Source organism: Paenibacillus sp. FSL R5-0701 (assembly GCF_037973995.1).
Taxonomy (GTDB): Bacteria; Bacillota; Bacilli; order Paenibacillales; family Paenibacillaceae; genus Paenibacillus.
The window spans coordinates 4445698-4459598 of sequence record NZ_CP150230.1; the positions used below are offsets into that span (position 1 = coordinate 4445698).

Sequence of the window (13901 nt, forward strand, 5' to 3'; positions counted from 1 at the left end):
CCTCAACCTACTGGGGCCATGTAAAGCCAACAAGCTCTTCCACTTCGGCTCTGAAGCGGCTTGTCCATACATTCTGTTGACTTAAAAGCATCATTATAGGTTGATGTGCATCTGGCTGCTCACGCATCTGTTTCGCAATGGGGACATAACGATCTTCACGACCTCGCAGCAGATTAAACAACAGCTCATGCGCAAGCGGCATCAGTCGCAGGGTATATGAACCCACTTGTGCTACTGGTGCATGCGGAGCAAGTACATGTTCAATCTCGATACGGTACCAACTTTTTCGAGCCCATATTTCGAAACCACCAACCAGTTCCAACGCACATTCACCCACCTGATAGTGGCTCAGCAGAGAAGCATACGGTCCTGTCTTGTCCACTGTAGGCTCGTCAAGCATTTTCCCCGGAGCGCTACGGTGAAGTTCTTTAGCAGCAGCAACATCCGCATAGATATCAATATCTCTCGGAGCCTGTTGCAACTCCACCCCTTGAAGCAGCAACCCACAACTTCCTCCAAGTAACCATGTCTGCGGCTGTGTGTTCCAGGCTTTGGCCGTTTCCAGCAAAGCCGCGTGTAATTCCGGATAACGCTCTGTCCGCCCCTCCGTATCATGCGGCCTCATAGGCTCACACTCCCCTCATCCGTGTTCATTGTGTCAGTTCTTATGATGTGCTTATGCGGATGTTATCTTTCAGGCATGGGAAATCAGGTCAGAGAAGCGATTCCACCGAAAAAGCCAATCAGCATAATCAAAAATGCAATTAGAGAAAGAATCCCCCGTACAATACCTTTTGTTTTGGCACGAGCAAACGTAATCAGGAATACAGATAGTCCCATAATGAGGATGGCCACCAATGACAGCCACATCTTGTCCATTGCGCTCATAATCCAGCAGTCTCCCCTTCAGTCCGATATTCATCACTGACACTGTGACAATTGCAACCATTATAACATGAAATTCAGCTCAACTTTCCAAAAAAAAGACAAAAAAGCAAGCCGGCAGAAGCCGACTCGTCTTTTTGTCTTACTGGATCACCTGCACAAGCAGGTGTGATCTATTATTTTTTCATCATCATTTTCATTAACGATTCCATACTGCTCGGATTCAATCCGCTTTTCTTGACCGCACTCACAATATCCTTAACTGTATCCTCAGATACCGGAACTTTCGCCATGGCGGATACTTGTTTGATCAATTGGCGCAACTGAGCTTCATTCTGAATCGTCGTTGGTTTCACCGTGCTCGCCAATTTCTTAACGGCACCTTCCGTTATCGTTTTACCCGTTTTCTTGTTGATTGCATTCAGTGCATCTTTGGAAATGTTGTTACCCATTCGTCTCCCCTCCTCCGGCAATACTCATGTGTATAGTATGAGTCTGCTACAGAAAAGGTGAATAAGCTTCTTATTTCATAAGGTACGTTTAGGCTGATTACAATCAGGAATGCCACTGCTCCCAGGTTTCAAGCTTCATGACTTCCATTTCAGTCTTCGGGTCACGCCCCATCAAGGCTTCAACCGCATCACGCGGCTGTCTCTCCTGGAATAAAACGTGATATAACTGATCCGCAATTGGCATTTGTACACCGTATTTTTGTGAGATGAAATAGGCAGCTTGCGTAGTTCGAATGCCTTCTACCACCATGCCCATGGACTTCAGTACATCATCCAGCTTCTGTCCCTGGCCCAACATGGAACCTGCTCTCCAGTTCCGACTGTGCTGACTTGTAGCCGTTACAACCAGATCCCCGATTCCGGCAAGTCCCGAAAACGTTAGCGGATTTGCTCCCATCTCAACACCAATACGTGTGATTTCTGCCAGACCGCGTGTTAGCAAAGCGGCTTTGGCATTATCACCAAATTGCAGACCATCAGACATGCCTGCACCAAGAGCAATGATATTTTTGAATGCGCCTGCAAGCTCAACACCAATCATGTCCCGATTCGTGTAAACCCGGAAATAGGCATTCATAAACAAAGCTTGGGCAGACTCGGCAGATGACTTATCCAGAGAAGCTACAACCACTGTCGTTGGACAACGCTTCACCACTTCTTCCGCATGGCTTGGGCCAGAAAGAACAACAACACGTCCTTCTTCACATTCAAGCTCTTCTGAAATGACTGTGGATATCCGTTTGAGGCTTTCTGTCTCGAAACCTTTGGTTGCATGAATGACTAACATCTCAGGCTTGTAATAAGCCTTAAGCTGGTTCGTAACTGCACGCATGGCTGATGAAGGCGCAACAATTAACACAGCTATAGCGCCTTCCACCGCAGCTTCCATATCAGTTGTTGCTTGAATTCGTGGTGAAAGCTCCGCATCCGGAAGATAGCGAGTATTGGTGTGTTTGTTATTGATTTCGTTAGCCTGGTCTTCACCACGTGTCCACATCATCACGTCCAACTGATTGGCGGCGAGTACACTGGCCAGAGCTGTCCCCCAGCTTCCAGCGACCAGAACAGCAACTTTTTTAGACAACTCGTTTACCCCCTCCAGGGTTTTTCGATCCCAATTTATTTTCCTGTCCTTTGGCGAGCTTCGCAATATTGGTACGATGTCTCCAGAACGCAAACAGACAAATAATCAGACTCCCCCAGAAGATATTCATTGAATATCCGGGTAATACCAGGATAAAGATGGGTGTAAATGCTACAAAAATCAGAGACCCCAATGAAACATAGCGTGTCAATACAATAGACAGAATGGCGATCACCCCAGCACATAACGCAGGTAGGAAAGCAAGACTCACCAGAACACCAATGGCTGTGGCAATGCCTTTTCCTCCACGAAAATGGAAGTAAAGCGGCCAGTTATGTCCTGCAATGGCTGCTATACCACTGAGTGCAGGAATCCAGGCAGAACCGTCACTCAGCCAGATTCCAATCCATACAGCTGCAACACCTTTAAGTACGTCAAGTAACAGAACAGCAATTGCCGGTCCTTTACCCAAAATACGCAATGTATTGGTAGCTCCCGCGTTTCCGCTTCCGTGCTGACGAATATCGATCCCCCGTATCGCTTTGGCAAGGAGGACACTAAAGCTGATCGAACCGAGCAGATAACTCAGTACAATCGCTGCGATTTGTAAAATCACACACTTCTCCCCTAACTTTCGTCGGACTTCTTCCGAGTAAATATGCGAATTGGTGTTCCTTCGAAATCAAACGCTGCACGGATTTTATTCTCCAGATAGCGCTCATATGAGAAGTGCATCAACTCAGGATCGTTCACAAAAATAACCATGGTCGGCGGTTTAACTGCAACCTGAGTCACATAGTTAATTCTCATTCTCCGTCCTTTATCTGTTGGCGGAGGATTAATGGCAACCGCATCAGACACCACATCGTTAAGCAGATGTGTCTGCACACGTAACGAGTGTTGCTCTGCTACACGTTGCACAACCGGCAACAGTTTTTGTAAGCGTTGTTTTGTGAGAGCCGACAAAAATACGACCGGAGCATAAGTCATAAATAGGAAGTGATCCCGAATTTTTCTCTCAAACTCTTTCATCGTCTTGTCATGCTTCTCTACCACGTCCCATTTGTTCACAACAAACAATGACGCTTTACCCGCTTCGAATGCATATCCTGCAATATGCTTGTCCTGTTCAATAATGCCTTCTTCACCATTAATGACAATCAGAACAACATCTGCACGCTCAATCGCACGCATCGCACGCATTACACTGTATTTCTCAGTTGTTTCATATACTTTACCACGCTTACGCATACCTGCTGTATCAATCAGCACGTAACGTTGGCCGTCTTTTTCAAAAGGTGTATCAATTGCATCCCGGGTCGTTCCAGCCACGTCACTTACAATGACACGCTCTTCACCCAGAATAGCGTTCACCAGTGAAGATTTACCCACATTAGGACGTCCGATCAGAGCTACACGAATGACATCTTCATCGTAAGTCTCTTCCTCAAGTTCTGGCAGCTTCTCCACAATTGCATCAAGCAAATCACCTACACCTGTACCGTGACTTCCGGATACGCCGATAGGATCACCGAAACCAAATCCATAAAACTCATAAATGAGCTCACTTCGTCCGATATTATCCACTTTGTTAACGGCTACAACAATAGGCTTGCCTGAGCGGTAGAGCATCTCTGCTACCTCTTCATCCGATTGCGTAATACCTGCTTTTGCATCACACATGAATACAATAACATCCGCTTCTTCAATAGCGAGCTCTGCTTGCATCCGAATCGATTTTAAGATTACATCTTCACCATCAATTTCGATACCACCTGTATCAATGATACTAAATGGTTTACCGTTCCATTCACCGATTCCATATATGCGGTCACGGGTAATGCCCGGCTTGTCTTCCACAATGGCCAGTCTGTCGCCGATGATCCGATTGAAAATGGTGGATTTACCCACGTTCGGTCGTCCGACAATTGCCACAACGGGTCTTGCCATACATTCCACTCCTCCTGTCCATACTTACGATACTCATCATAGCAAAAAAGATATGTCTTGGCTAACGTTTCATGCCAAATTACTCGCAATAAAAACAATCGGCGAACCCGCCTTGGGCTCGCCGATCTTGCTTTTGTTATTCAGCAAAATATGCAGTATATAACTTAGAACCATGCATTGTTAACTTATTTGAATTTGCTGAGTTTGTCTCCAAACAGTTCGCCAAGCGTAGTGCTCATACCTTGATTGTTCAAGGAAACGTTTGGATTGTTAATTTCTTCACGCGGAGCATTGTTTCTTGAAGGTCTTTCTGATTTTTGTGGTTGAGCTGGAGCTTCTTCTGTTTCTTTGATGCTCAAGCTTACACGTTGCTCAGAAGGGTTCATGTCCAAGATTTTAACCTGAACTTCCTGTCCTTCTTTCAGCACTTCATGAGGAGTGCCGATGTGTTTGTGAGAGATTTGCGAGATATGCACAAGTCCTTCAACACCAGGAGCGATTTCAACAAATGCACCGAAGTCTACCAGACGTTTTACAACACCTGTTACGATATCGCTGGAATTGAATTTTTCGCTTGCTGTTTCCCAAGGACCTGGTTGAACAGCTTTCATGCTCAGGCTGATTTTACCTTTTTCAGGGTCAACTTTCAGCACTTTCACACTAACTTTATCACCTTCAGACAGTACATCGGATGGTTTTTCAACGTGTGTCCAAGCCAGCTCGGATACGTGAACCAAACCGTCAACTCCGCCCACATCAACGAATGCACCGAATTGAGTCAAACGTTGTACTGTACCTTCGATTACTTGACCTTCTTGCAAACCAGCCATTACTGTAGCTTTGTTTGCTTCGAATTCTTGCTCCAGTACGTCTTTTTGGGAAAGGATCACTTTGTTGTTCTCACGGTCGATCTCTTTCACTTTAACACGCAGTGTGCGTCCTTTGTAGTCGCTGAAGTCTTCAACGAAATGGCGTTCAACCATGGAAGCCGGGATAAATCCACGTACGCCCACGTCTGCTACCAGACCGCCTTTAACAACATCACCTACAACAACTTCGAATACGTCTTGGTCTTCAAAATGCTTTTGCAATTGATCCCATGCGTTTTCGCTGTCGATTGCACGTTTGGACAGAACGAGTTTTTCTTTCTCGTCGTCGATGCTAAGAACTCTAGCTTCAACTTCTTGTCCAACTTCTACTGCGTCAGACGCGCTGTCAACATGTAATGAAGACAGTTCACGAATTGGAATGACACCGTCATATTTATATCCAATGCTCACATAGGCTTGGTTATCTTCCAATTTGACGATGGTTCCTTTTACGGTATCTCCTTTTTTCAAGGAAACGAATTGATCCAACTCATCTTGGGTTGCTTCTTGATTTTTCATTTCTTCCGACATGTCAAATACCCTCCTCAATTCAAAAACCCCATTATATTCAAACCTGCCTGTAGCAGAGTTCAAAACACTTTCATCACTGAGTGCTCAAGCTTTAGTCTCCCTCAAAAATATGGAAACATGCACTCAGCTACCGACGAAGCCATTACTTGCTTGGCACGCCCGTTTGCACCATTTCGTTAATCTTGGACATAATCTTTTCAGTCGCCTTCTCCAGAGCTTCTCCAGATGGGTCTTCCTTGAACTCGTCCAAACTTACTGGTGCTCCATATACAACTTTCATCTTACGAAAAACTTTGTAGTTACCGATAATAGCAGTAGGAATAACTGTAGCGCCACTGCGGAGAGCAAAACTCGCTGCCCCTTTTTTGCCGATACCTCCATCATTGTGACGGCTTCCCGAGGGGAAGATTCCAAGCACTTGACCATCACGCAAAATATTGAGTGAGGTTTTGATGGATTCCTTGCTGACACCTCCACGTTTAACGGGGAAAGCACCCACGGCTTTAATAATTCGGCCGAGTACCGGAATGTCAAACAATTCGCTTTTGGCCATGAAACGCACCTGACGGCGAATTTTGATACCAACGGTTGGAGGATCGAAGTTACTAATATGATTGGAACATAAAAGTACGCCGCCTTCTTTCGGAATATTCTCCCGTCCAACGGCCTCCAAGCGGAAAAGAATGGTATAAATGATCCGCAGTAATGTGCTGCAAAATGTGTAAATCATAGACCGATCTCTCCTCTGACCATTGTGCAATAAGATACGATTTTGTCAACCACTTCATGAATGTTCATCTCCGTTGTATCAAGGACGATAGCATCCTCAGCACAACGCAATGGGGAAATTTCCCGATTCTCATCCAATCTGTCACGGGTGGCAATGTCTCGCTCCAGCTGTTGCAACGTCAGTCCATCAGAGGGGTCCAGTTCTTTGAAGCGGCGAAGCGCACGCTCTTCGACACTGGCAGTCACAAAGATTTTCACTTCCGCATCGGGCAGTACTGTCGTTCCGATATCGCGTCCATCCATGACGACGCCCTTGCGCAAAGCCATTTGCCGCTGAGTATCCACTAATTGCGTACGCAGCCCCTCGATTTGCGCATATCGGGACACGATTCCCGTCACTTCACGGGAGCGGATTTCCGAGGTTACTTCTTCCCCATTACAGAACACTTTCTGTCCGTCGGGATCCGGTTGTAAATCAATGACCAGCTTTTGGGCTTCCTGAAGTACCTGTACCACTTCTTCCGGCGCAATATCTTTCCGAAGCATGTGCAAGGTTACCGCACGGTACATTGCGCCTGTATCGACGTATACATACGCGAGCGCCTCTGCAACCAATCGGGCCACCGTGCTTTTCCCGGCACCGGCAGGTCCGTCAATTGCAACGTTCATTTTCCCGTTCTCTGATGTGTTCTGGCTTGCCAACGGGGCATTCCTCCTCAAACGATAAACCTCAATAAAAAAACAGGCATTGCCTGCATCGTGAAAATTATACCACACTCTACACATGGATGCAAAAACAGACAAATCAACGACGTTTGTAATCATTCACCGTTTGCACTTCAATTGGCGTTCCTTCCAGGCGGTCAATGGTGGTCAAATTCTTTTTGAAGCCTGGTACCAACAGCAGCAATTGATATACCACAAGCAGGATTAGAAGGGCTGTAATCAGAATCGTAACCTTTCGTTCCATTCGCCTGGAGAAAACATAATAAAGTCGTTCATATCTGCGGGTTGCATGACGATGATTCAAGGCAATACCTCCGTTTTTTTCATTACGGTACCCGCAGTTCCCTCTTCTTATGCCACAACATTCCTATTTTGTGCGATAGTCAAGTTGCCGTTCAAAACAAAACTTGATAATTTTTTGGCGCTCCGAATCTGAAATCTGCACAAACTTCAGCATGCATAGCTGTCTGCCGGTTTCCAGAGTTTTGATCCGCACAACTTCAGCTTCAAAATTCACATGTTCAATGGTTGAATTCCGGTAGGGAACCAGCAACCAGCATTTCAATTTTTGACCTTCAGCTATTGAAAACCCTGTTTCGCCGTAGATGGACAATCCACCGCCACCAATATCTTCAGTCAATCCGACGGCACGGGTCAGATCTTCACTCTGGATGGCCAGTTCGAGATTTGCGTGAACACGAAGAAAGCTGCGCCGTTGTATTTTGGATATATCGCTCGGAAGCGGTTTGCGGATACGGACAAGACGGACCACATCTTCCTCAAATCCCGTGACATAGGTATTAAAATAATGACGGACTCCATCCTCCGTAATATATGAAATCGACAATTCCTCTCCGAAAAAGAGCCTTTTCAGACGGCTGCTTCCTTGTTGCATCGGGACCTCAATCAGAAAACTGGTGTCATCCATATCTGCAATGCGTGATTTGTATTCTTTGTGTTCCTCTTTTTCATCTGCAGAAGCAATCTGGATGTATAAAATTTCATTTATTTTAGGAAACAAGCTGTTCACCGCCACTTTATGTATTTATCTTCGTATGTACGAGGACTATTATACCATGACCTTTCTCACATTGAACAAGAAAAAAACAGACCACATCGTGGTCTGCCGCAGTTATTCGCTCAGCTTAAAATTCAGATTATCCATCTTTTTATGAGGTTGCATTGACCGGTTTGATCTCTTCAACCGCTTCTTCCATTCCTGTATTTGCATTAATGTATATCCGGTAACGAGAACCGTTAATTTTCCCTCCGAATTCATAACACAATACTTCTTTGCTGTAATCATTCTCAATCAGGGATTTGCGAACATAATTTTCTTCGAACTCCGAGTTAAGCTTTTTCCGCGCCTGTTGCTCCGTAAGAGTTGCTTTCGGAATTTTGCGCTTGTCATTATGTTCGTAGACAAAGTCACTCGCCTGGAAGCCGGTTACTTCACCTGTATCCAAACCTACACGAACTGACATTTTCTCAGGATAGATCAAAGTGTCTCCTTGCTTACGTACATAAGTAAGGTTACCCAGATTACCATATTCATCGTAGTTTACGGCCTTCATATCCTTATAACCTTTGTTCATTAGGAATTGATCTGCTTTAGCCATGGCATTCTGACGAGACACTTTTTTGGTTCCGATTGGACGCGTATCACTGTAAGAGATCAGCATTCCGCCATTACGGGTGAAATCCATCATCAGTTTGCCATTGTTGGCATGATCAATCGTCGCAGTGTAGGACTCCCAGTCTGTTCCTTTGCCGTTCTCCTGCACTTGGATTTTGCTACGATCCGCATCAGAAAATTTTGCAGCCTTGCTCTGGATCTGTTCTTTGGTCACCGGCAAACCGCCCAGTTTCTTGACTGATCGTTTTGCATAGATATTGGATACGGAAGGACCCCAATCAAGCTCCGGGTATTCCTGTACCTTTTTGTTCACAGTACGAAAACCATCAACGATCGTGTTGTCCATGGTTTGCTCTTGTGTTGCCATGGCAGTCTCTGCATCCATCCAGCGCAATCGGTCCGTCAACACTTTCTGCTGCACATCTTGCAGATTCTTGGTAATCTCGGATGAATTCTGATACAGCTTTTTCAGGTTGCCCATTTCCTTCTCACTTAGCGGTTCGTTCGTCAAATCACGCATCGACGCCCGGTAGGCAAAGTTGGAAATACGTGAGAGAAACTCCTCTGTCTCGTTAAATGGCAGCATGGTGAGTGGCAGTTGGTTGATTTCATTCTGCGCTTCACTGGTGAGTCGCCATACATTCATCAGACCTTTGCGATGCATCCCCTGTGATGTAGAGTGAACCGCCAAGGTATTTCCAATCTCCGAATGCAATTTGTCCATATGAAAAGATAAATCGTGAAAGGCACGCTGATATTGATTCTCTGCCTTAATCAGAATTGCATTCTTCTCCTGATTCTCCTGATAGCCCCACACGAGCGCACCGACCAGCAGAACCGCAAATATCGGAAACATAACTGAACTTAATCGTTTATACATCGGTAGAGTCTCCTTTCTTCTAAACCACTACCTCTATTGTGGATCGAAGAAAGATCTCTTATGCATGCGATTTCCAGTCCTTACACAAGCAGGCTGCTAAAGTACTGTTTGGGTCCTCCTTTTAATTCAACTGAATCCCAGTTGCCATGCCCTCTTCTTCAATTTCGAACTGGTCTCTGTTATCACAGAGGCACTGCTTGAATCCCGTCTCAATCCGGCCCCGTTCTTTCTTGCCTCGTAATGTAAATCGTTCACCGCATTGTTTGCATCTGATTTTAATTTTAATTCTCATCACAACGATCTCCGTTTCTGTTGGTCATTCCCCGGGAGTTTATCTGTAAAAATAAAAACACACCGGAGCCATAGGCGCAATATGCGCTTTATGTCCACCAGTGTGTCCCTATTTTTATAATTTAACCTCTTCCTCCCGCTTCACAAAACGAAAAGGAGAACGGTTATTAGCTCGTGTGATTTTACCCATTGCCCCATACCACAGGCCCGCCATTAGCGGCGCTATAAACCACAACCAATGATTCACCATGGTGTTCATGATGACATCGTACAATGCATGCCAGAAAAAAGGTAATACCAGAGAAAGAACCAGATACCACCGCTTTTTCTTACCACCGATAAACTTGGCTTTACCCATATAATAACCCATGATTACCGCAAACATAGCGTGCCCTGAAACAGGGAGCAGTGCCCGAAGGAACATGGCTGAGACGGATGCATTCCCCGCAAAGGCATACAACACATTCTCAACAGTGGCAAATCCAAGTGAAACAGCGACTGCATATAAGATCCCGTCATACGGCTCATCAAATTCGGTGTGATTATAGATGATATGATAAAGTACGAACCATTTAACGAATTCCTCCACACCACCTGAGATCATAATGGCCTCAAGATAAGGATTATCCCCGAGCCATATCATCATGCCACGCTGAATAATCATCACAGGCAGTACCATCAGAATTCCCATGAGGAAAACCCGCAATACCATATGAAGTGGCTCATAATCATAACGGTCTTTCAGGTAAAAGTATGTTAACAAGGCGAGACCCGGAGCAACTGCTGCCGCTAAGACCGAAAACAAAAGCACCGAAATTCCCTCCTCTGACTAAAGACGCGATTACAACTAGAGATTAATCCTGGCGTTTGAAGTGGGTGCAGATAACATCAATCGCTTGTGCAGGAATAACAACCTTACCATACTCTTCCATAACTGCCGGAGTAACTGAGGAGCCTTCGCCAAACTCAGCAAGCAAGGCAATCAATGCCGCATGTTTGGTGGTATCTACCTCATCTGGCTCCAAATGCAAGAACCACTTGTCTTTATAAGAATAAAGTCTCCCAGCATCCGTAACATGCTGACGCAACATATGTGCAGCTTCAATGAGCACTTCAAAGTCCTTGAATGCATAAACGATGGAATCGCTTTGCTCGAGTGTAACTTCCATTTCATATACTTCTTCAGGAAGATCATCTTCATGACCTGAACCATATTGTTGCGGATCATATTTTCCTCGTGTGACAATGACAACCATCCCTTGAGCGGGAAGTGCGAATACTTCGACAGCGAGTGGACCTGTGGCATCAAATCCAAGTTCGGAATAGGCCTGATCCATCATTTCAGTGAACAGTTCATGAACCTTAGGTATTTCCTGCCACATATCTTCTTTTTGTATTCCGCGCTCGCTCAGATCGTCAAAGGTCAGGAAAATCCGTATCTTATCGTGACTTAGTCGTTCTATTTTCATACAGGATCTCCCCTTTATAAGCAAGTCTTATAACAGATTATGAAGCACAAAACAATATGTGCTGAAAATAAATCTATGTAGTTATGTTATCATTTTATACCTCTAAATGCACGAAGTAAAATCGACAAAAAAAGAATCATTCCACAGCCAATCTAGACTGTGGATGATTCTAATTGGAGGTTTTGGTTTATAAACCCGGTACTGTTGTGTTTGTTTGACTTAAAATTTGCTCAACTTCATGCTTCACATCCGGATTGGTGCGAATAAAATCTTTGAGCATACTCATATTCGCTTCTTTTTCCTGCGGTGTGATTACTCTTGCGGTCTTTGCTGCCGGATTTTTGTGGGATTCACCATGTTGATTTTGCTTGCTTGTGAACCCGTCCATACCCGGGAAAGTCATTTCCATCATCTTATGTTTTGCCTGATCCATCATGTTACGTGATGAACCCGATGACATCATGGGCAATTTGCCTTTGGACAGCCATGAACTGGCTGCAACACCAATGACAATGCCCCAAAAAAAGGATGACGTCTTCATTTCACCAACCTCCTTCAAGTGTTAAAATCATATTTAGTGTTTGCGGTAGTGAGCGATCTCATTCCGTATAAATACAGGAAAGTGAGTTGAAATCATGTTCAGACATACAGCCGCATTGATCATTGCTGCAAGTTTGCTGCTGTCAGCTTGTGGGACAGCGGAAGAAAATACATCTGATACTTCCGCACCAGCGGGCGAATCAACTACCACGGTTCAAGGAGAGCAAGGTAACTCTAACCCAGCTGAAACAGGAAAACCCGGAACTGGTGTACCCGAGCCTTCAACGGAAGATTCAACTGCGAATGAAGAAAAACCTGAATCTTCGGAGAAGGTTTCTACAGAAGAGAAAGTGGAAAAGACGTATCACATGAATGAAAATTATTATATTAAACCAAACGATGAAGCGAGCCCAAACAAGGTCGTCTTGTTAACTTTTGATGATGGACCCAAAGAAGAAAAAATGATTACTTCACTGATCGACACTTTAGATAAACATAACGCTAAAGCGATATTTTTCGTCAATGGATATCGGGTGAAAAGCCATCCGGAATTGCTCAAACTCATACATGAACGGGGTCAGATTGTAGGCAATCATGCCTGGGATCATGAGGATCTCAAAAAAATGTCCAACGCTGAGGCGGCAAAACAGGTTACAGATGTCCAAAAAATAGTGAAGGATACCATTGGTGTGGAACCGCAATTCTTCCGTCCACCTTTTGGTTCGGGAAATGATGCACTGAAGGCTGCTGTGAAGAAAAATGGCATGTTATATATGACTTGGTCTAATGGTTCGCTCGATTGGGATAAAAGCACCAAAGACAAACCGGAAAAAGTCATCCAAAATGTACTGGACCAGTTAAATCCCGGAAGCAATATTTTGATGCACGAGTTGCCATGGACGGTTGAAGCATTGGATGAATTGCTGACCAAGCTCGAGAAGAAAGGCTATTCCTTTGTTGATCCGCGTACAATTGAATTGGAAGCTCGTTAAATTGTAATCTTGTGCATTAAAATAAAACAGCCTTGATCCAATGGATCAAGGCTGTTTCGCTGTGAGTGCTTTTTCCGCGGGCACTCTTAACGTGATCATATGCATCTCCGCAGGACAACCTAGTCGGAGAGGAAGATGATTTGTACCGTATCCTCTGCTAACAAGCATTTTGCCTCCTTGGTGAATGTCCTCCGGACTTCGCTTCAGGGAGTACCACCCATTCGATACGGGACGATACGATTTTCCAAGGAACACAGGTCCGAAAAATGGTACAACCAATTGTCCGCCATGTGTATGACCGCTTAAAATAAGATCTGCATTTTCTTCCAAGCGAAGGGCCTGCAAAGGATCATGAACGATAGCAATTTTGCAAAAACGGTTACCGATCTGCTGTAGTAATACATCGCCCTGTTTGGAACGGTAGTCTATGCCGATCAGACTCAGTCTGTCATTGCCCCTTTGCAGATATTCCACATTATCCTGCAGGAGTTTAACGTCCGATTCCCGAAGAATTCGCGCAAGTTGAGCGGTACCAGCCCTCTTGTCATGGTTGCCATACACCGTAAATGAAGGAGCAATGTTCGATAAAATTTTCATGTTATGTCTAACTAGAGACCATGAAATTCCTTTTTCCGCAACATCCCCGCCGATGAGAACCCAGTCCACCTTGTTTTTAACGTTTTCCAGATCCTTCTGGTTCAGCTTGCGCTTGTGCGTGTCGGATACATACAAAATCTTAGCCCCGTCAAAGGATGTTGGCAGATGAGGCACTTCAACCTCTTCTTCAATCATTTGATGAACGCGGGC

The 13901-nt window shown here is 44.9% G+C and carries 18 protein-coding genes; 1 reads left to right on the forward strand and 17 read right to left on the reverse strand.

What is annotated here, in order from left to right:
• Positions 1 to 7 precede the first annotated feature (7 nt).
• From MKZ13_RS19525 to MKZ13_RS19600, 16 genes are all read right to left on the reverse strand, one after another.
• Positions 8 to 625: a hypothetical protein gene (locus MKZ13_RS19525; RefSeq protein ID WP_339177518.1), complete on the reverse strand. Its 618-nt coding sequence runs from the start codon at positions 623 to 625 to the stop codon at positions 8 to 10.
• 83 nt (positions 626 to 708) lie between these two features.
• Positions 709 to 888: a DUF2768 family protein gene (locus MKZ13_RS19530; RefSeq protein ID WP_017687688.1), complete on the reverse strand. Its 180-nt coding sequence runs from the start codon at positions 886 to 888 to the stop codon at positions 709 to 711.
• A gap of 173 nt (positions 889 to 1061) precedes the next feature.
• Positions 1062 to 1337, reverse strand: a complete 276-nt coding sequence (locus MKZ13_RS19535; RefSeq protein WP_017687687.1) for a stage VI sporulation protein F — start codon at positions 1335 to 1337, stop codon at positions 1062 to 1064.
• Between the two features lie 103 nt (positions 1338 to 1440).
• Positions 1441 to 2481, reverse strand: a complete 1041-nt coding sequence (locus MKZ13_RS19540) for an NAD(P)H-dependent glycerol-3-phosphate dehydrogenase (RefSeq protein ID WP_339177522.1) — start codon at positions 2479 to 2481, stop codon at positions 1441 to 1443.
• Positions 2474 to 3097 (reverse strand): glycerol-3-phosphate 1-O-acyltransferase PlsY, encoded by a 624-nt coding sequence (gene plsY, locus MKZ13_RS19545; protein WP_076209908.1) that lies wholly within the window; start codon positions 3095 to 3097, stop codon positions 2474 to 2476. Before plsY ends, MKZ13_RS19540 begins: the two co-directional genes overlap by 8 nt.
• 11 nt (positions 3098 to 3108) lie before the next feature.
• Positions 3109 to 4431, reverse strand: a complete 1323-nt coding sequence (gene der / locus MKZ13_RS19550) for a ribosome biogenesis GTPase Der (protein WP_076209907.1) — start codon at positions 4429 to 4431, stop codon at positions 3109 to 3111.
• A gap of 185 nt (positions 4432 to 4616) precedes the next feature.
• On the reverse strand, positions 4617 to 5831 hold the full coding sequence (gene rpsA / locus MKZ13_RS19555) for a 30S ribosomal protein S1 (protein ID WP_339177529.1): 1215 nt from the start codon (positions 5829 to 5831) through the stop codon (positions 4617 to 4619).
• Positions 5832 to 5973: 142 nt separating this feature from the next.
• Positions 5974 to 6561: a lysophospholipid acyltransferase family protein gene (locus tag MKZ13_RS19560; RefSeq protein WP_076209906.1), complete on the reverse strand. Its 588-nt coding sequence runs from the start codon at positions 6559 to 6561 to the stop codon at positions 5974 to 5976.
• Positions 6558 to 7262, reverse strand: coding sequence for a (d)CMP kinase (cmk, locus tag MKZ13_RS19565; protein WP_339177531.1), 705 nt, complete (start codon positions 7260 to 7262; stop codon positions 6558 to 6560). The genes MKZ13_RS19560 and cmk overlap by 4 nt, the downstream gene beginning before the upstream one ends.
• 103 nt (positions 7263 to 7365) lie before the next feature.
• Positions 7366 to 7590 carry a hypothetical protein gene (locus MKZ13_RS19570; RefSeq protein ID WP_237174691.1) on the reverse strand — a complete coding sequence of 75 codons (225 nt, stop codon included), beginning with the start codon at positions 7588 to 7590 and terminating at the stop codon, positions 7366 to 7368.
• 63 nt (positions 7591 to 7653) lie between these two features.
• Positions 7654 to 8307 (reverse strand): flagellar brake domain-containing protein, encoded by a 654-nt coding sequence (locus tag MKZ13_RS19575; protein WP_076209903.1) that lies wholly within the window; start codon positions 8305 to 8307, stop codon positions 7654 to 7656.
• A 148-nt stretch (positions 8308 to 8455) separates the two neighbouring features.
• Positions 8456 to 9802: a germination protein YpeB gene (ypeB, locus tag MKZ13_RS19580; RefSeq protein ID WP_124116198.1), complete on the reverse strand. Its 1347-nt coding sequence runs from the start codon at positions 9800 to 9802 to the stop codon at positions 8456 to 8458.
• Between the two features lie 121 nt (positions 9803 to 9923).
• Positions 9924 to 10094 (reverse strand): hypothetical protein, encoded by a 171-nt coding sequence (locus MKZ13_RS19585; protein ID WP_165980215.1) that lies wholly within the window; start codon positions 10092 to 10094, stop codon positions 9924 to 9926.
• Positions 10095 to 10208: 114 nt separating this feature from the next.
• Positions 10209 to 10904: a glutamic-type intramembrane protease PrsW gene (gene prsW, locus MKZ13_RS19590; RefSeq protein ID WP_237174690.1), complete on the reverse strand. Its 696-nt coding sequence runs from the start codon at positions 10902 to 10904 to the stop codon at positions 10209 to 10211.
• 43 nt (positions 10905 to 10947) lie between these two features.
• Entirely contained in the window at positions 10948 to 11562 is a 615-nt protein-coding gene (locus MKZ13_RS19595; protein WP_339177534.1) for a genetic competence negative regulator, read from the reverse strand.
• 187 nt (positions 11563 to 11749) lie between these two features.
• The gene (locus tag MKZ13_RS19600) at positions 11750 to 12103 is read right to left on the reverse strand and encodes a hypothetical protein (RefSeq protein WP_339177536.1); all 354 of its coding nucleotides are present in this window, start codon (positions 12101 to 12103) and stop codon (positions 11750 to 11752) included.
• Positions 12104 to 12197: 94 nt separating this feature from the next.
• Between MKZ13_RS19600 and MKZ13_RS19605 the strand changes: the two genes are divergently transcribed.
• Positions 12198 to 13094, forward strand: a complete 897-nt coding sequence (locus MKZ13_RS19605) for a polysaccharide deacetylase family protein (RefSeq protein ID WP_339177538.1) — start codon at positions 12198 to 12200, stop codon at positions 13092 to 13094.
• A gap of 45 nt (positions 13095 to 13139) precedes the next feature.
• On the opposite strand, the gene MKZ13_RS19610 is transcribed toward MKZ13_RS19605, so the two are convergent.
• Complete coding sequence (locus MKZ13_RS19610) at positions 13140 to 13886, reverse strand: metallophosphoesterase (protein WP_339177540.1); 747 nt, start codon at positions 13884 to 13886, stop codon at positions 13140 to 13142.
• Positions 13887 to 13901: the final 15 nt, after the last annotated feature.